Below are 17,409 nucleotides of genomic sequence, written 5' to 3' on the forward strand. Positions count from 1 at the left end.
GCGCGGCCATTTGATGATATTCCACGACAGGAAAGCTATACACGCCAAGTCGCAACGAACGTAACGAGTTACCTCAGGGACGCAGCGCCGCCGCCAGCCCCCGCACCTCGCCCAGCGCGCCCGCCACGCCCTGCTCCGCCAGCACTTGCGCAAGCCGCGAGCCGACCACCACCAGATCGGCATGCCGCGCGACGAGCCGGGCTTCATCAGGCGAACGCACGCCGAAGCCCGCAGCCACCGGCAGCCTGGTATGCGAGCGCAGCCGGTCCAGATCCTGCGCGATGCGGCGCTCGTCAGGCAAGTCCGCACCCGTCGTGCCGGCCAGCATGATGTGATAGACAAACCCGCTGGCGTCGCGCAGCAAGCCCGCCAGCCGCGCGTCCTCGGACGTGGGCGCGGACATCCGGATCAGATGCAGGCCATGCGCGCGCGCCGCGCGGCTGATCTCGTCGGCATGTTCGAGCGGCAGGTCAATGAGGATCAGGCCGTCCGCGCCCGCCGCGGCCGCGTCCTCGATGAAGCCTTCAACCCCATGCCGCAGGATGGGATTCAGATAGCCCATCAGCACCAAGGGCGTATGCGCGTCCGCCTCGCGGAAATCGCGCACCAGGGTCAGCGTGCGCTTCAGGGTCTGGCCGCCGGCCAGCGCACGCACGTTGGCCCGCTGCAGCACAGGACCGTCCGCGACCGGATCGCTGAACGGCATGCCGAGTTCGATCACGTCCGCGCCCGCCGCGCGCAAGCCGCGCAGCAGCTCCAGGCATGCGGCAGGATCGGGATCGCCCGCCGCAAAATAGGTCACCAGCCCACTGCGTCCAGATTGGCGCAGCTCCGCCAAGGTTCGATCAAGCCGGGTCATGCCGCCACCTCGCCAAATTGAGTCACCGTGTCCATGTCCTTGTCGCCGCGTCCGCTCAGGCACACGACGAGAATCTCGTGGCGCGCCATCCGCGGCGCCAGCTTGCGCACATAGGCCAGCGCATGCGCGCTTTCCAGCGCGGGCAGGATGCCTTCCTTGCGCGTCAGCCAATGGAAGGCCGACACGGCCTCGGCATCCGTGACCGACACGTAGTCCACGCGCTTGCGGTCATGCAGCAAGGCGTGTTCGGGCCCGACGCCCGGATAGTCGAGGCCGGCCGATATCGAATGCGCGTTGACGATCTGGCCGTCTTCGTCCTGCAGGTAATAGCTGCGGCAGCCGTGCAGCACGCCCTCGTGGCCCGCGCTGATGCTGGCCGCGTGCGCCCCGCTGGCCAGGCCCAGCCCGCCGGCTTCGACGCCGTACAGACGCACGTCTGCCAGTTCCAGAAAGGGGTAGAAAAACCCCATCGCGTTGGAGCCTCCGCCTACGCAGGCCACCATGGCGTCGGGCACGCGGCCGGTCTTGGCCGCGATCTGCTGGCGCGTCTCCTCCCCGATCACCTTCTGGAACTCGCGCACCAGCCAGGGATAAGGATGCGGTCCGGCGCCGGTGCCCAGCAGGTAGTACGTGTCGGCGGGATGGGCGATCCAGTCGCGCAAGGCCTCGTTCATCGCGTCCTTCAGGGTGGCGGTGCCGGCGTGCACCGCGCGCACCTCGGCGCCCAGCATCCGCATGCGGCGCACGTTGATGGACTGGCGCTCCATGTCTTCGGCGCCCATGTAAACCACGCACTGCAGGCCGAACAGGGCGCAGACGGTGGCAGTCGCCACACCATGCTGGCCCGCGCCGGTTTCGGCAATGATGCGGCGCTTGCCCATGCGGCGCGCCAGCAGGATCTGCCCCAGGCAGTTGTTGATCTTGTGCGCGCCGGTGTGGTTGAGGTCTTCGCGCTTGAGGTAGACCTGCGCGCCGCCCAACTCCCCGGAAACGCCCCGCGCCAGGAACAGCGGGCTCGGCCGGCCCACATAGTCGGCCAGCAGGCCGCGGTAGGTCTGCCAGAAGTCCTCGTCCGCCAGCGCCGCCTTGAACTGGCGTTCAAGTTCGTCCAGGGCGGGGACCAGCGTTTCGGGCATGTAGCGGCCGCCGTAGGGGCCGAATTGGCCTCGGCTGTCGGGCGCGGCCGGATGGATGGCGAGTGGCATGGATAGGTTTTCCGTGACAGGATGAGTAGGATTTTCCTTATGCTATCGTCACAAAATACTTATTTGAATCAATGATTTATTTCCCATATATGTAAGCTCAGCTAACAGTCATGAGACGTCTGCCATCCCTCAATGCCCTGCGATTCTTCGACAGCGCGGCCCGCCAGGCGAGTTTCACGCTGGCCGCCAAGGAACTCTGCGTGACCCATAGCGCAGTCAGCCAGCAGATCCGGCAACTGGAAGAATGGCTGGGCTGCGCCTTGTTCGAGCGGCGCGCGGGGCGCGTCCACCTGACCGCGGCGGGCCTGGACCTGCAGCGCGCGGCGCATGACGCCTTCGACCTGCTGGAGCGCCGCTGCGACGAACTCAGGCGCGGCACGCAGCCGGCCGAATTGGCGGTGGGTGCGCCCGCCAGCTTTCTTTCCAACTGGTTGATCCCGCGGCTTGAACAATTCGAAGCCCTGCATCCGGACATCCGCATCAGGCTGCAGACAGCCGCAGATGCCGCCCTGTTGAACACGCAGCGCGTGGATGCGCTGATCCTGGCCGGGCGCGCCTGGCCGCAAGAATGGGGCGTCACCCCGCTCTTCGCCGAAACCATAGGCCCGGTCTGCACCCCGACCCTGGCCGCGCATATCCGCGATGCGGCCGACGTGCTGGATATGCCGCTGCTGCACACCAGTTCGCGGCCCGACGCCTGGAAGGATTGGGCGGCGCGCCAAGGCATCGCGCTGACGCCACGGCAAGCGGGGCGCGAGTTCGACCATCTGGGCCACATGCTGGAGGCCGCCGCGGCCGGGTTGGGCGTGGCCATCGCGCCGGCGGTGCTGGTGGAGGCCGAACTGCACCGAGGCAGGCTGGCCGCGCCGCTGGGCTTCATCGAAAGCGGCGCGGCCTTCAGCCTGTGCCTGCGCAAGGATGCGGTCCGCGCCGACGCCGCGCATGAACGCCTGCGCGACTGGCTGCTGGCCAGCGCCGGCGCGAACTGACGCCCTCCACGCTGCGCGCGCAAACCGGTTACCCTTGCGCGCCGAACCACACTGCCGCAACGTATCCATGAAAAAGCTCTGCGCGATGTTGGGCCTGCTGGTCCCCACGCTGGCCAGCGCCGCCTACAGTCTTTCCGCCACCGAGGCGGCCGTGCTGGAAGCCGTGCTGCGCGACGAGCTCGACACCTACCTGCAAGGCGGCAACAGCCTTATCGGCGCAAGGCTCGGCCTGCCCGCCGCGACCGCCGAAACCGTGTCCCGGGCTTATGCCAACGGCCCGACTGCGCGCTTTCCTGCGTCGCTGGATGTGACCATGCTGATCGCCGGCCCGGTCGATGCCGGCAAGCGCACGAACGGACGGATAGTGTCGTTCGCCACCTCGGGATCGCCGACTGTCCAGGCCCAGTTGCCGGCGGGCCTCCTGCCCGCTCCACGCCTGGCCTTGGCATGCAGCCGCATGGAATTGATCGACGAGTCACCCACCTTCATGGACTGCCGCGACGGCGCGCTTGCCGGCAAAGAGGAGACTGCCCGCCTCAAGCGCGACCTGGACGACTTCTACCTGGGCAAGCCGACCGCCGTCCAGGTGTCCCAGCTGGCCGTCAACATATCGGTGTACGCCAGCCTGCTGGCGCCCGGCCACGGCTGCCCGAAGGACATCGAAACATGCCGCCAGGCCATCCAGGCCGTCGACGGCGCAAGCCAAAGCAAGCAACTGCCGGCAATCGTGCGGCGCTTCCAGCAGGCGGGGCTGGATCTCAGCCCGTACCAGGGCGATAAGGCCATGGCCGCGCCCAACCGCTAGCGCGGGCGGACCGGCCGCGCCATGCCGGAATGAGGGCCACGGGGCCGTCTGTACCGCCCCCATTTACCGCCATCCCGCACCGCTATACTGGTCCCACCTCAATACCCCTTACGCGCCGCGCCTTTTCTGCTGCGCCCCGTTATGCACGTCTTGTTGGCCATGCTGCGCCCCATTGGCCGGGCGCTACTCTGTACCGTCGCCACTCTGCTCTCCGCCCAAGCGTTCGCCGCTCCGCCGACGCTGGCGCAATGCCATGGCATCAAGGACATGGCTTTCGTCGCCCACCTGGACGACGACCTGCTGTTCATGAACCCGGACATCGCCTCTAACATCCAGGCAGGCGGCTGCGTGCGGCTGGTCTACCTGACCGCAAGCGATGCCGGCGAAGGCGATACCTACATGCTGGGACGCGAGCGCGGCGTGCGCTCCGCCTATGCCTATATGGCGCATCAACCGGACGAATGGAAGGAAGACGCCGGCATCGCGGGCGGACGGCACATCGCGCGCTTTACCCTCAAGGGCAATCCGCGCGTGCAGCTTTGGCACATGCGCCTGAAGGATCCCTGGCTGGGCAAGGGCTGGGGCAGCCTGACGCCGCTGAGCCGCACTGAATCCGTACCCGGCCAGAACGTCGACACGCTCGGCCCCTATGCCGAGTCCTACACGCGCGAACAGTTGATCGACACGCTGGCCGACCTGATCCGCCAGTACGCGCCGACCACGGTACGCCATCTCGACGATACGATCGCCGTGCCTTACACGCAGCTGTGCTGGCGCTGCGCCGGCCATGGCCATCCCGACCATATCGCCAGCGCGCGGCTGGCGCGCGAAGCCATGCTGCGCGCGCCCGGCAACTACGCCGAGATGGGCTACGTCGATTACCCCAGCCAGGAGCGCGCCACCAACCTGACTCAGGCCGAAATCGCCAGCAAGTCGCTGACCTTCCAGCACTACGCCTGGAACGACTACCACTATTGCGCCGGCCCCACCGGCTGCAAGGAGCCCGCCGGCCCCGCGGCCGCCTGGGTGCAGCGCGCCTATTACGTGTCGCGCCAGGACATCGCGCCGCAGCTTTACCCGGACGGGCGCGGCGGCCTGGTGGTGTTCGCTGCCGGCGAAACCAATGGCGCCGTCAACCGCTGGGACGCGGACCAGCGGCGTTGGCAAAGCCTGGGCGGGCGCACCAACGGCCCGCTGGTGTCGTACACCCATACCGACGGCACGGCCGGCCTGATGGCGCGCGACCCGCTGGGCGGCGTGTGGGCCAACAAACAGCGCCACGACGGCACCTGGCAAGGCTGGCAGGCCTTGGGCGGCCTGCGCGTGACCCAGATCCCGGCGGTTGCGCCGCGCGGCGAAGCCGCCGCCGTGGCGCTGGGCTACGACGGCCTGCTGCACTGGATCACGCCCTCCGGCGTCGACGGCAGCTGGGGCGCCTGGCAGGACCTGCCGCCGCTGGAGGGCGTGACCGGCGCCCCCGCTGCGGCGCTGGGCGGCGACGGACGCTACATCATCTTCGCGCTCACCGGGACCGGCGAGCTCCACTACACCCGCCAACTGCCGGCCGCCAAAGGCCAGCTCCCCGAATGGCAGGACTGGCGCCGCGTGCCCGCGCCCCAGGCCGCCGGCGGCCTGGCAGCGATCCGCAATCACCAGGACCGCGTCGAACTCTATTTCCGCCAGCGCGGCAACAACCATCTGACCCGCCTGATGGAGACCGGCGACACCACCGATCTCGACATGGAATGGAGCGCGCCGACCGACATGGGCGTGCCCTATATCGGCCGCCCGGCCATTAGCGCCGACGCCGGCGGCAACGTCATGATTGCCGTGCTGGAGCGCGCCGGCGGACAACTGTGGCTGGTGGAACACGGCAGGCCGTCCAAGCTCGACGCCCAGGCCGCCTCGCCGCCTGCGCTCAATCTGGTCAATGGCACGCTCTACATCGTCGCCCGCGCCACCGGCGCCCCGCAGCGCTACGAGGTGCTGTCGCGCCACGATGGCAACTGGACCCGCGGCGTGACCCTGGAGGGCGTGCCATCGGCCGGCGGCGGCCCCTTCGAAACCGTGGCCGCGCGCCCCATCGACCTGCCCAAGCTCGGCGCCAACGACGCCAACAAGGCGGCGGTGGTGCGCCCCTCTGCAGAGGATCCCGGCACGCTCAGCGTGGGCCGCATGCCGACGCAGGCCTCCCAGGCGGCGACGCCGACCACGGTGCGATGATGATTTCAGATCTTGTCATCCCTCGTTACCAGAGGGAAAATCCAGCCTAGCCGCGGGGCCCGGCCCGCGAGCGCGCCAAGCGCCATGTCGCCGCAGGGGGGAACCGCAAGTGAAGGATGCAGTCCAGTACCAGACTCACCCCGCCACCCTGCTTGAACCCGATCCCTCGTCGGACTGGCTCTACCACTGCGCGATGAGCCTGCTCAAGCTCCCCGCCGACGACGCGATCTCCGAACAGCTGGCCTACATGGGCGAGACCTCGGACGTGGACCGGTCATGGATGATCGAGTACCGCCCGGACATGCTGCGCCTGCGCAATACCCATGAATGGTGCCGCGGAAAGACCGAACCCTTCGTCGCCGAACTCCAGGACGTGCCGACCACGCTGATCGCCTGGCTGCACAAATTCATGGTCAAAGGCCAGGCGGTCGCCATCCACGACGTCAACGACCTGCCCCGCACCGCGCGCGCCATCCAGGTCGAATTCCAGCGCCAGGGCAACAAGAGCGTGCTGAGCGTGCCGGTTTTCCATGACGGGAAGCTCTACGGCATCATCGGCTTCGACACCACCGTGCGGCACCGGGCCTGGTCCGCCGCCGAAGTCCGCGCCCTCTACCAATGCGCCAACCTGATAGGCCAGGCCAAATACGGCAACAGCCGCGAGCGCGGCCGCGCGCCGCGCTACGACAGCGCCACATCGGTGATCTATCTCAGCATGCGCGGCGTGGTCCGCGGCGTGCAGCCTGAAACCATCGTAGGCGTGCGCTCGGCGGGCAACTACAGCGAAATCTGGCTGGAAGACGGGTCGATGGTGCTGGACTCGCGCGCGCTGGGCATATGGTCGACCCTGCTGCCGGAACAGACCTTCTTCCGGGTGCACCGCACCGCCATTGCGAACGCGTTGCATGTCATGGACGTGGACCGCCGCAGCGTGGACAAGTGGCTGATCCGGATGCGGGCCGTGGACGAGACCTGGCCGGTGTCGCGCTCCTACCGCAAGCCGCTGCGCGAACGCATGGGCATCTGAACCCGGCGCACCTCTGAAATATGCAGTTCGTCATGCCGGCATGTTGTTTCGTCCTGCCGCAAGTGGCCGCGCAACGAGTTTTTGGGATCATCGCAGGCGAAGGAACATCCGTTCCCAAAGTCCCGCAGAGAGAACCGCATGCTGACGTCCCGCATACTGCCGCGCATCACCTCCCTAGCCTTGAGCGCCGCCTGCGCACTGGGCGCCAGCCAGGTCCGCGCGGCCGACCTGGCGCTGCAGGATGCCGTCTCCATGGCCGGCATGCAGCTGTACCTGAACTCGGGTGCGCCAGGAATGATCATCGCGGCCGTGCGCGGCGACGAGGTCGTGATTCAGGGCTATGGCGAAACCGCGCCGGGCAGCGGCGTGGAGCCGGATGGCCGCTCCATTTTCAGGATCGCTTCAGTATCCAAGGTGTTCGCTGGCGACGTGTTGGCGGCGTTGGCAGCCAAGGACAAGCTCAAGCTGACGGATCCGCTGGCCAAATATGCGCCGGAAAACGCCAAGGTCGAAACCAACGGCCGCCCGCTGACGCTGCTGGACCTGGCCACGCATTCGGCCGGCCTGCCGCGTGAACTGCCCAATCCTGACGCCAAGCCCTCCGACAATCCGTTCGCCGCGTTCGACCGCGCCTATTACTGGAAATGGATCGGCAGCCACAAGCCGGCCTATGTGCCCGGCACCACCACGCTGTACTCCAACCTGGGCTTCGGCCTGCTGGGCGATGCGCTGGCCAAGGCCGGCGGCGCGGACTATTCGACCGTGCTGGCCGACGAGGTGCTGAAACCCGCCGGTATGACCGACACCACCAATGCGCTCACCGACGCGCAGAAAAAGCGCCTGATGACCGGCCTGGATCCCTTCGACAAACCCGATCCGAACGCGCCGGTGCCGGACGTGATGTACGCCAGCGCCGGCATCTACTCCACCGCCGACGACATGACGCGCTGGATGCGCTGGCACCTGGACGGCGCCAAACAATCGAAGCAGGCGTCATTGCTGGCGCACACGATGTGGCTGCCCTATGACGGACTGAAGTCTGTCGTAGGCACGGAAGTCACCGACGCCGACGGCATGGGCCTGGGCTGGGTGGTGACCCTGCCGCGCAACGGCACGCCCTTGCTGCTGGGCAAGAGCGGCGGTCTGGGCGGCTTCATGTCCTACGCCGTGCTGTCGCCCAACCGCGGGCTGGGCGTGTTCGTCGTCGCCAGCCGCGTGAATTTCGCCATGTTCAACAACATCCATTCCCAGGTGCGTGAACTGGCGGCCGAGTTGGCGCGGTGAACGGATTCTGCCGGCCGCTGCGCCAGGCCGCAGCGGCCGCGCTGCTGAGCATGGCCGCGCAAGGCGCATGCGCGCAGGAAGCCCGGGACATCTTCAAAACGGAGATCTTCCTCACGCCCTACAGCGAGCTGGGCGACGGCGGTGAAAGCTATCCACGGCTCAACGGCCGCTTCCTGCTGATGACCGGCTACACCGGCTTCTTTGGCGTGCAGGACGACAACGGCCAGCTTCCCCGCTCGCACTGGAGCAGCGTGCAGCCCACGGCGGAGGCGGCCCTGGTGCTGCAACTGACGCGGCAGTTTTCGATCCGCACCAAGGCGACCTTCAACTCGTCCACCAACGACACCAAGGACAATGCGTTTTCCGACCTGGGCGTGGACCTGGACAACCTGTTCGCCGCCTATACGGCGGACAACTACGCGCTGTACGGCGGCAAGATGGACCTGGGCTTTGGCGACGCCTGGCACGTGGTCGACGGCTTGTACACGGGTTTCAACGAGAACTCGGAGTTCCGCGGCTCGATCGGGGTGGGCGGACGCTACACCCTGGATACCGCGGGCCGCGGAACGCACTCCGTGGCCGCCATGCTGTTCAAGCGCGACAACACCGCGATGAACCGACGCTTCAGCCTGGACGGCGGCCTCATCGGGCCCGATCAGCCGCCGATCTTCAGCGACCAATTGAAGTCCTTCATTCTCTCCTACGACTTCCGCGATCTGCCCGGACTGGAAGGATGGTCGGGCGGGGTGGACGCGGGCCGGCTGCATCTGGATCCGGATCAAGGAAAAAGCGCCAACACGGTATCGGCCCGCTTACGCTACGACGCGCCGCTGGCCAACTCGTGGAACCTGAGCTGGTTCAACGAAGCCACCTATTCCAGCGCCTTTCGCGGCGCCCCCGTGTCCAACGGCAACGGCGTGACCTCGGTCTCGTTGTCGCGCGACCGCTGGCAGCTGACCGCGACAGCAGCCGTGCGCAAGCTTTCCGGCAGCGGCCAGAAGCTGGCGCAGTACGGCCTGCTGGACGATACGGATTGGGGCATTTCAGGCGCGGTCACCTACGTCACGCCCATGGGCTTCATCGTGCAGGCCGGGCTCACGCATCAGCGCGACCAGGCCCTGCGCATCAACCAGGGCGTTTTCCGCATCGCTTACCAAGCAGGATTCTGAGGCCATCATGAACCGCAAACACACGCTCGTCACCGGAGTCATCCTTCTTGCGCTGGGCAGCGCCACCGCAGCCTGGTCGCAGTCCGTGCCCATCGCCAGCGCGCCGAATCCGCCCGCGGACGCCGTCGCCATCCCTGCAGGCAGCAAGGAACGCGCGCTGCGGGAACTGCCGCAAATCATCGCGGACATCATGCAGCGCAGCCAGGTTCCGGGCATGGCCGTGGCCGTGGTCATCGACGGCAAGACCGTGCTGGCGCAGGGCTACGGCACGCGCGAGGCCGGCAAACAGGCGCCGGTGGATGCGCAGACCGTGTTCCAGATCGCATCGATCTCCAAGTCGCTGTCGGCGACGGTGGCTGCCATTGAAGTGTCCAAGGGCCGCGCAGCCTGGGACGATCCGGTCTCGCGCTACCTGCCGGACTTCAAGCTGAGCAATGCCTACGTGTCCGAACGCGCCACGATCGGCGATTTCTTCGCGCACCGCTCCGGCCTGCCGGGCACGGCGGGCGACGACCTCGAAGACCTGGGTTTCAGCCGCGACGACGTGATCGCCCGCCTGCGCCTGCTGCCGCTGGACGCCTTCCGCACGTCCTACCACTATGCCAACTTCAGCACCACCATCGGCGCCCAGGCTGTGGCCAAGGCCGCCGGACGCCCTTGGGAGCAGTTGGCCGACGAACAGCTTTTCAAACCATTGGGCATGAAGTCGACCAGCTACCGCTACGGCGACTTCGAGGCGCGCGGCAATCGCGCCGTGCTGCACGCCTACCAGAACGGCCGCTTCGTTCCCACGGGCCAGCGCGACGCCGACCAGCAGGCGCCCGCGGGCGGCGTGTCCTCCACCGTCGTCGACCTGGCGGAGTGGCTGAAGCTGCTGCTCGCCGACGGGCAATACCAGGGCAAGACCCTGATCGCCCCAGGCGCCCTGCTGCCGGCCCTGTCGCCCCAGGCATACAGCGCCCGTGCGCATGACCTGGACTCGCGCTCCGGCTTCTACGGTTATGGTTTCAACGTCAACACCGAACTGGGCGGACGTCCTTCGATGGGACATTCCGGCGCCTTCCTGATGGGAACGGGAACAACCTTCCGCATCGTCCCTTCCGCCGGCATCGGCATCGTGGTGCTGACCAATGGCGCGCCAGTGGGCGCGGCCGAATCCGTCGCGGCATCGTTCACAGACACTGCGTTGTACGGCAAGCCCACGCGCGACTGGTTCGCGGCCTACAACGGCGCCATGAAGGCGTTCTTCGAACCCCAGGCCGATCTGTCCGGACAGGCCGATCCCGCCAAGCCGGCGGCGTCGAAAGCGCTGTCGCAGTACACCGGCAGGTTCGACAATCCCTACTACGGCCCGGCCGAGATCCAGGAGGCCAACGGCGCGCTGACCCTGGTGCTGGGGCCCAAGGGCATGCGCTTCCCCTTGCGGCACTGGGACGGCGATACCTACGCCTTCTCGCCCGCGGGCGAAGCCGAACTGGTCGCCTCGCTGGCGTCCATCGTCTTCAAGATGGACCAGGGGCGGGCCCAGGGCTTCGACATCAAGTTCTACGACGACAACGGCCTGGGCCGCTGGGTCCGCAAGTAGCCTTCCACCCTGCCGCGCCGCTTGCTCAGAAGCGGTAGGCGGCGCGCAGGGTCAGGGACTGGTCGCGGTATTCCCCGTTGCCGCGCAAGGCGTATTCCGTCTTCAATTCCACGCCCTTGGGCGTGACGTATTCCAGGCCGGCTGACAGGTTGCCGTAGGTCCTGGGCATGCCCGACCGCAACGTGAAGGGCGTCGCGCCCGGTCCATTGAGCTGCATCGTCGTGACCACGTCGCCGCCGCTCAGAAAGCTCATCCCGCCGGCCACGTATGAGCGCAAGGTCGCGCCGTTGGCCAGGTCCTTGCGCCCGCCCAGCTCGATCATGGGCGAAGCCATGAACGAGGTCGTGTCGTTGCCGCGCACCTTCAGGTTCAAGGCGCCCGCGCCCTGTTCGCTATAGCCGTCCTGCCGGATATGATTCACGTCCAGATCCACGTAGGGCCGCAAGTACCAGGACGGCTGGCTGAACTCGTAGGCGGTGCGCAGCCTGGCCGCAAGAAAGGACGACTCCGGCTTGCTCCTGGCCGTGCCGTCCAGCGTGCCGCGCGACATCCTGCTCTTCTCCACGCCGCCGTGCACGGCAAGCGAGACCTGCCACGGCGCATTGTTGTACTTCAAGGCCAGGCCGCCCGCGTAGGTATCGCTGTTGCCAGAGAAGTCGGCGGCCGACGTGGTCTTGCCATAGGCATAGCTCAGCGAACCGCCCAGGAACCAATTGGTGGCGAACTCGCGTTGCGCGCCCAGCGTGAGCGTGCTCTGGCGAACGCGGTACCCCTCGTCGTCCGAGGTGGCCTTGCGCTCGGTCCAGTTCGTGTCCAGGCGGGTCCAGACGCAATCGCCCTCGCGCAGGATCGTGCTTTCGCCGACGAAAGTCGGGCAGCTCATCATCCGGTTCATCGACGCGTAGGAGGCATGCATCTGGTTGGCGGCGCGGGCGAACTGGCCGTCGTGGGCGATGCGGTTCAGGGCGTCGCGGTACTGGTCCGCGTTCTGGACTCCCGTGAACTTGTCGAAGGTGGACGCATCGCTCGCTTTCCCCTGGTCCCACAGCGTCTGCAGGGAATTCGCGATCCGCGCGCGATCCGCGGAAAGCGGCAACGCCGCGGGCGTGAAGTTGGCATCCACAGAAATGAGCGGATCGCGCAGGGCGCCCGCGCCATTGTTCTTCAGCGCGTAGCTGAACAAGGGACTGTCGCTGGCGGTCGCGGGCATGCTGGTTTGCGCGGCGGCGAAATGGCCTATTCCCAGCCATACATTCTTCACGGGATTGTGCAGCACCGGCTTGACGGTGCCTGCGAAGGTCGATGCGCCCGTCACCGAAATGAAGTCGCTGTTATGGCCGCCGAAATTCAGATCGGGCCGGTAGGTTCCCGTATGGTTCAGCGCGCCCGTGATGCGCGTGGTCGTGTACACGCCCGGTCCGCCCGGATTCAGGAGGCCGGCGCTGTCCAGGTCGCCCTGGAAGCGGGCGCCGCTGTACAAGGCGCCGCCCGCGTTGTTGTGGAAGAGGCTGCCGCCGCCCATGAGCACGTCGCCCGCCACGGTTCCGTTGTTGTTGACGACGGCTGCGCCGGCCACGTCTATGGCGGTCTGCGCCTGGATGACGCCGGCGTTGGTGATGGTGGCGCTGGCCAGCGGCGCGATCGCCAGGATGCCCGTGCCGGATGCGCTGCTGGCGCTGACCAGGGCGTTCTGACCCAGGTTGATCGAGATGGCCCGGCCTCCGCCATAGGCGCCATTGCTGATGGCGACCACGGCCGGCGAATTGGCGCCGGTGGCGACCACCTGCGCCGCGTAGCCGATGTCCACGCTTACCGGCCCGCCATAGGCCGGTTCGTTGCCGGGAGTGCTGTACTGATAGAGGCTGCCGTCCTTGAACACGCCGCCCCCGCCCACGCTCATCGCCAGGATCGCAGGCGCGTTCGCGCCCGAGGTCTGGACCGTGCCTCCCGTGCCGATGGCCACGTTGACGGCCCCGCCATTGCCCATGCCGCCAGTGAGGCCGGCGTTCTGTATGAGACCGGTCGTGTAGTGCGCGGCTGACTGGTCGCCCGCCAGCCCGCCGCCGCCGCCCACGCTCTGCGCCAGTATCCCGGCGGCGCCGCTGCCCGAGGTGACGATCCGGCCCGCGATCGACAAGCTGACGACGTTCCCGTCACCGCCTTGCGCGGGAGACGAGACGGGCTTCAAGGTCACCAGCCCGGGCCGCGTTGCCAGGCCGGCGATGCCGCCCCCGCCGCCTATGCTTTGCGCGACGATGCCGTGCGAATTTACGCCAGCGGTGACGATGCTTCCGCCCACGTCCTGCGTCACGCTGACCGTTCCCCCGGGGCCGGCCATCGGCGCGCTGGAACCGAACGTGATGTTCGCCACGCTCGAGGCGGGCCCCGAGCCGTTGTCCATCGTCACCAGGCCGCCGCCGCCGCCCACGCTCTGCGCCAGCACGCCGAAGGAAAGCGCGCCGTGGGTCGCGATGCTGCCGCCCAGGTTCGACACGGCAACCGTGCCGCCCGCGCCGTTCACGCTGCTCGAAAAAGGGCCACCCGTATCGGTCGCCGCGCTTCCCAGCCGGATATCGACGCCGCTAAGCGCCGCGCTGGACGACACCGCCGCCATGCCGCCCCCGCCGCCCACGCTTTGCGCCAGAATTCCCGGCGCAAACCACCCCTGCGTGGCGATGCGGCCGATGTTGTTGGCGACGCTGACCGTGCCGCCGGCAACTTGGGCCAGGCCGAATCCGCTGCTGTTGTTCGACGGATAATCGCCGCCCAAGGTGATCGACAGGGACGCGTTCTGCTGGATCGCGGCCAGGCTGGCGTTGCGCAAGGCGAGCGTGCTGACGCCGCCCCCTCCCCCCACGCTCTGCGCCATGATCCCGGCGGAGCCGCCCGCGCCAGTCGCCAGCGTCCCGCCATGGCTGACGTTGACCGCGCCGCCCATACTCGTCGTCATGCTCTGCCACGAGTCGCCCGTGGCCCCCAATGCGACGGTGGCGGCGGTCTGGCTCCACAGGAACAAGGGCTGGTCGACCATCGATATGCCGCCGCCGCCGCCCACGCTCTGGGCCAGGATGCCGGGCGCCTGATAGCCCTGCGTGCTGATCCGGCTGGCCGAGGCGCCGGCGTCGACCGTGACCGCGCCGCCCGCGCCGCTGGCCCCGGCCACGCCGCCGTTGCGCACATTGATCAGGGATCCCAGCAGCGATCCGCCCTTGGTTCCCAGGATGCCGACGATGCGGGTGATCTTGTCGATGATCTCGGGCGCCTGGCTGCCGGCGCCGGCCGATACCACCGCCTGCAGGTCCTGGCCGCTGGCCGCGCTGCGGCCGCCGCCACCTCCGATGCTCTGGGCGACGATGCCTGCCGAGCCGCTGCCTTGCGTGGCGATCGTTCCCGTGTTGGTGACGATGGCCGGATTGGACGCGCTTCCTCCGCCCGCTCCCGCCGCGCCGCCGTTGCCGCCGGTCTGGTGGGTGATGCTGGTCTGCGGCAACGCGACCGTGAACAGGTCCTGCGCGCCGGACTCGGCGGCCTTGATCAGCGCATCGATGCTGGACAGCAGCGTGGACGCCCCAGCCGAATCTATCGCCCCGGCATTGCCGCCACCACCGCCGATGCTCTGCGCCAGGATGCCCGGCGCCTGGTCTCCCGCCGTCGCGATGGCGCCATCGTTGCGCACGTCGAATGCGCTGGCAGCGCTACCCGCGCCGCCGCTGCCGCCGGTCGTGACCCCGACGGACAGGCTGACGGCCTTGCTGAACGCCAACTGCGGCCCTTTTTCCAGCCAGTCCGCCGCCTTCTCCAACAGGCCGGCGAGACTACCCGGCGCGCCCAGGATGTCGTTGAAACTGGCAGCGTCGTGCATCTGGACGATGCCGCCATTGCCCCCACCCCCGCCTATGCTTTGCGCGACGATGCCCGCCGACCCGGCCCCCGCCGTGGCAATGGCGCCGGTGCCGGCGTTCGCTGCCTGCACCCGGCCGCCGCTGCCGCCTTGCCCACTCTGCCCGCCATGCCGCACGGACAGTTGCAGATCGATCAGCGAATTGCCGATGACCGGCGTCTTGACCGGCGCCAGGACTCCCCCGCCATTGCCTCCGCCCCCGCCTATGCTCTGGGCCACCACGCCGTTGCTTTGCGCGGCCGAGGTGCGGATGCCGCCCTCATTCGTGACCAACGCCGAGCCGCCATCACCGCCCCCTTGTCCCGCGCCGCCGTTGGATACCGCGACCGTGACCGCGCCGCTCGGGTTGTCGCCCAATTGAGGCGCGATCGTGACGACGCGGGAATTCGCCAGTCCGCCGCTGCCGCCCCCGCCGCCTATGCTTTGCGCCAGCACGCCATTGCTGTGCGCGCCCATGGTCGTGATCGTGCCCTGGCGGGCTTGCGTGAATGACACGGTGCTGCCGGAGCCGCCGCTGCCGCCCTTGCCGCCCGTCGCCACCGTCACGTTCAGCCCCACGCCCACGCCGACCGCATTGGCCGAACCGCCGCTGCCGCCTCCGCCGCCTATGCTCTGGAGGATCACGCCCGAAGCATTGCCCGCGCGGGTCAGAATCCTGCCTTGCGAGGAAAACTGGATCAGGCCGCCGTTGCCCGCCGCGCCGCCCGTGCCGCCAATGGCGACCGACGCGATCACGCCGGTGCTGTTGGCGTCGCCGCCCACGCCGCCGCCTCCGCCTATGCTCTGCAGCAGCACCGCCGCGCTGTTGTCGCCCGAGGTGTCGATGCCGCCGCTGTTGGCCATGGCGATGCCGCCTCCCGCGCCGCCCGTGCCGCCATGCCCGCCGCCCACGGCGATGATGCCGTTGCTGGACGAAGCCAGCCCGCCGCCGCCGCCCGCACTGTTGGCAATGACGGCGGCCGCATCGTTGCCGAAGGTGCTGATGACGCCCGCATTGGTGATGGAGATCGCCTGGCCCGCAACCGCGCCCGCGCCGCCGTCCCCGCCCCGTCCAAAAGCGCCGCTGGCGCCCCCGGGGCCGCCTTCTCCGCCCAGCACGCTGGCCACGATGCCTTTCGCGCCGACGCTGCCGTTGCTGCCAGCCGTGATCTTCCCCGTATTGACGATCGAGATGGCGCCAGGCGATCCGCCCGCGCCGCCGTCGTGTCCGCCGGACCACGAACCGTTGCCGCCGTTGCCGCCATTGCCCCCCTGGGTCAGCGCATAGACGCCGATCCCCCGGTTGCCGTCGGTCCTGATGGCGCCGCCGTTGGTCACGCTGACCTGGCCGGCATTGCCGCCCGCCGCGGCCTTGGTGTCAACGCCATTGGACGTCGACGCATTGCCGCCGATGGAACGGGCGATCACGCCGTACACGCCGTCGCCGTGGCCGCTGACTGACGTTCCGGCCGAGGACGTGAACATGACCGTCGAGGCATCGCCGCCCCGGCCCGCATCGCTATGCCCGCCGAAATCGCCCGTGTGCTCGGCCGCGCCCGCGGGCCCGCCCGACGAGATCAGACCCACCGCGGCACTGACATCACCCGGCCCCGGTCCGCGCGCCGTCACCGAACTCGTCCCTTGCAGTATCACGGACGCGAGTCCGGCGCTGCCGCCGTGGCCGGACGTGTAAGCGCCGCTGAAGCCGTCGGCGATGGCGCTGTCAGTCCCCGCGCCGCCCCAGGATTGGACCGCGACGCCGAACCCCGTGCCCATTACCGTAGCGTTGTCGAGCGTGATGCGCGCCTGATGCCCGTCGCCGCCGATGCCGTAACCGCCATTGGGTCCGTCCGCATTGCCCCACAGGCCGCCATTGCCGCCCGCGGAATACAAGTCTATTCCGCGGCCAGCAGCGTTGACCGTGCTGGCCGACAAGATGTAGTCGATGATCCGCCCGCCGCCGCCATTGCCCCCCCAGTGATTTTGGTTGGCATCCCTGCCGTTGCCGCCATGGCCGCCGCTGACGTCGATCAGGATGCCGGTCTGGCCGGCCCCATTGGCGCTGATGCGCTGGTTGCGGTCCGTCTGCACGAAGTCGCGCTGGCCCCATTGGCCGTCATGGCCATTGTTGGGATGATTGCCGCTGGAACAACAGGCGCCGTCGGCGCCGCGCAGTTGATAGGACAGCGGCGCGGTCTGGGAGAACGCCGGCCGCCCGAAGACGTAGAGGGCGGAGATTCCCGCATGCAAAAGCAATGCCAGCCTGGAAAGCCGCAGGCCGTTGCGGCCGGGCTTTGGAATATCTTGCGGGGAGATCATGGCTGCAGCGGCGGAATTGGGCAAATTGAGAAATTCGCCGTTCACCGCGCGCCGTACAAGTCCA

10 protein-coding genes are annotated in these 17,409 nt (G+C 68.2%); 7 read left to right on the forward strand and 3 right to left on the reverse strand.

Features of this window, described 5'->3' with window-relative positions:
- Positions 1-73: 73 nt before the first annotated feature.
- Positions 74-859 (reverse strand): tryptophan synthase subunit alpha, encoded by a 786-nt coding sequence (trpA, locus tag IB258_RS13610; RefSeq protein WP_192352705.1) that lies wholly within the window; start codon positions 857-859, stop codon positions 74-76.
- The gene (trpB, locus tag IB258_RS13615; protein ID WP_192352706.1) at positions 856-2,064 is read right to left on the reverse strand and encodes a tryptophan synthase subunit beta; all 1,209 of its coding nucleotides are present in this window, start codon (positions 2,062-2,064) and stop codon (positions 856-858) included. The genes trpA and trpB overlap by 4 nt, the downstream gene beginning before the upstream one ends.
- Before the next feature lie 110 nt (positions 2,065-2,174).
- Between trpB and IB258_RS13620 the strand changes: the two genes are divergently transcribed.
- The 7 genes from IB258_RS13620 to IB258_RS13650 all read left to right on the forward strand — a co-directional run bounded on the left by IB258_RS13620 (position 2,175) and on the right by IB258_RS13650 (position 11,146).
- Positions 2,175-3,053 carry a LysR substrate-binding domain-containing protein gene (locus tag IB258_RS13620; protein WP_125471236.1) on the forward strand — a complete coding sequence of 293 codons (879 nt, stop codon included), beginning with the start codon at positions 2,175-2,177 and terminating at the stop codon, positions 3,051-3,053.
- A gap of 67 nt (positions 3,054-3,120) precedes the next feature.
- Positions 3,121-3,858, forward strand: a complete 738-nt coding sequence (locus tag IB258_RS13625) for a hypothetical protein (protein ID WP_125471237.1) — start codon at positions 3,121-3,123, stop codon at positions 3,856-3,858.
- A gap of 141 nt (positions 3,859-3,999) precedes the next feature.
- Positions 4,000-6,081, forward strand: a complete 2,082-nt coding sequence (locus IB258_RS13630; RefSeq protein ID WP_192352707.1) for a PIG-L family deacetylase — start codon at positions 4,000-4,002, stop codon at positions 6,079-6,081.
- 109 nt (positions 6,082-6,190) lie between these two features.
- Positions 6,191-7,108 (forward strand): GAF domain-containing DNA-binding protein, encoded by a 918-nt coding sequence (locus IB258_RS13635; protein ID WP_233564540.1) that lies wholly within the window; start codon positions 6,191-6,193, stop codon positions 7,106-7,108.
- A 138-nt stretch (positions 7,109-7,246) separates the two neighbouring features.
- The gene (gene ampH / locus IB258_RS13640; protein WP_192352708.1) at positions 7,247-8,392 is read left to right on the forward strand and encodes a D-alanyl-D-alanine-carboxypeptidase/endopeptidase AmpH; all 1,146 of its coding nucleotides are present in this window, start codon (positions 7,247-7,249) and stop codon (positions 8,390-8,392) included.
- Complete coding sequence (locus IB258_RS13645) at positions 8,389-9,561, forward strand: hypothetical protein (RefSeq protein ID WP_370539831.1); 1,173 nt, start codon at positions 8,389-8,391, stop codon at positions 9,559-9,561. The genes ampH and IB258_RS13645 overlap by 4 nt, the downstream gene beginning before the upstream one ends.
- Positions 9,562-9,568: 7 nt before the next feature.
- Entirely contained in the window at positions 9,569-11,146 is a 1,578-nt protein-coding gene (locus IB258_RS13650; protein WP_192352709.1) for a serine hydrolase, read from the forward strand.
- Between the two features lie 25 nt (positions 11,147-11,171).
- Here the strand turns inward: IB258_RS13650 and IB258_RS13655 are convergent, their stop codons facing one another.
- Entirely contained in the window at positions 11,172-17,345 is a 6,174-nt protein-coding gene (locus IB258_RS13655) for an autotransporter outer membrane beta-barrel domain-containing protein (protein ID WP_192352710.1), read from the reverse strand.
- Positions 17,346-17,409: the final 64 nt, after the last annotated feature.

This window comes from Achromobacter sp. ACM02 (assembly GCF_014851605.1).
Taxonomy (GTDB): Bacteria; Pseudomonadota; Gammaproteobacteria; order Burkholderiales; family Burkholderiaceae_B; genus Achromobacter; species Achromobacter aegrifaciens.

Excerpts from the sequence above, each read along its gene's own strand:
- ampH (WP_192352708.1), top strand. The coding sequence starts at position 7,247 with ATGCTGACGTCCCGCATACTGCCGCGCATCACCTCCCTAGCCTTGAGC.
- IB258_RS13630 (WP_192352707.1), top strand. The coding sequence starts at position 4,000 with ATGCACGTCTTGTTGGCCATGCTGCGCCCCATTGGCCGGGCGCTACTC.
- trpB (WP_192352706.1), bottom strand. The coding sequence starts at position 2,064 with ATGCCACTCGCCATCCATCCGGCCGCGCCCGACAGCCGAGGCCAATTC.
- trpA (WP_192352705.1), bottom strand. The coding sequence starts at position 859 with ATGACCCGGCTTGATCGAACCTTGGCGGAGCTGCGCCAATCTGGACGC.
- IB258_RS13650 (WP_192352709.1), top strand. The coding sequence starts at position 9,569 with ATGAACCGCAAACACACGCTCGTCACCGGAGTCATCCTTCTTGCGCTG.
- IB258_RS13620 (WP_125471236.1), top strand. The coding sequence starts at position 2,175 with ATGAGACGTCTGCCATCCCTCAATGCCCTGCGATTCTTCGACAGCGCG.
- IB258_RS13655 (WP_192352710.1), bottom strand. The coding sequence starts at position 17,345 with ATGATCTCCCCGCAAGATATTCCAAAGCCCGGCCGCAACGGCCTGCGG.
- IB258_RS13625 (WP_125471237.1), top strand. The coding sequence starts at position 3,121 with ATGAAAAAGCTCTGCGCGATGTTGGGCCTGCTGGTCCCCACGCTGGCC.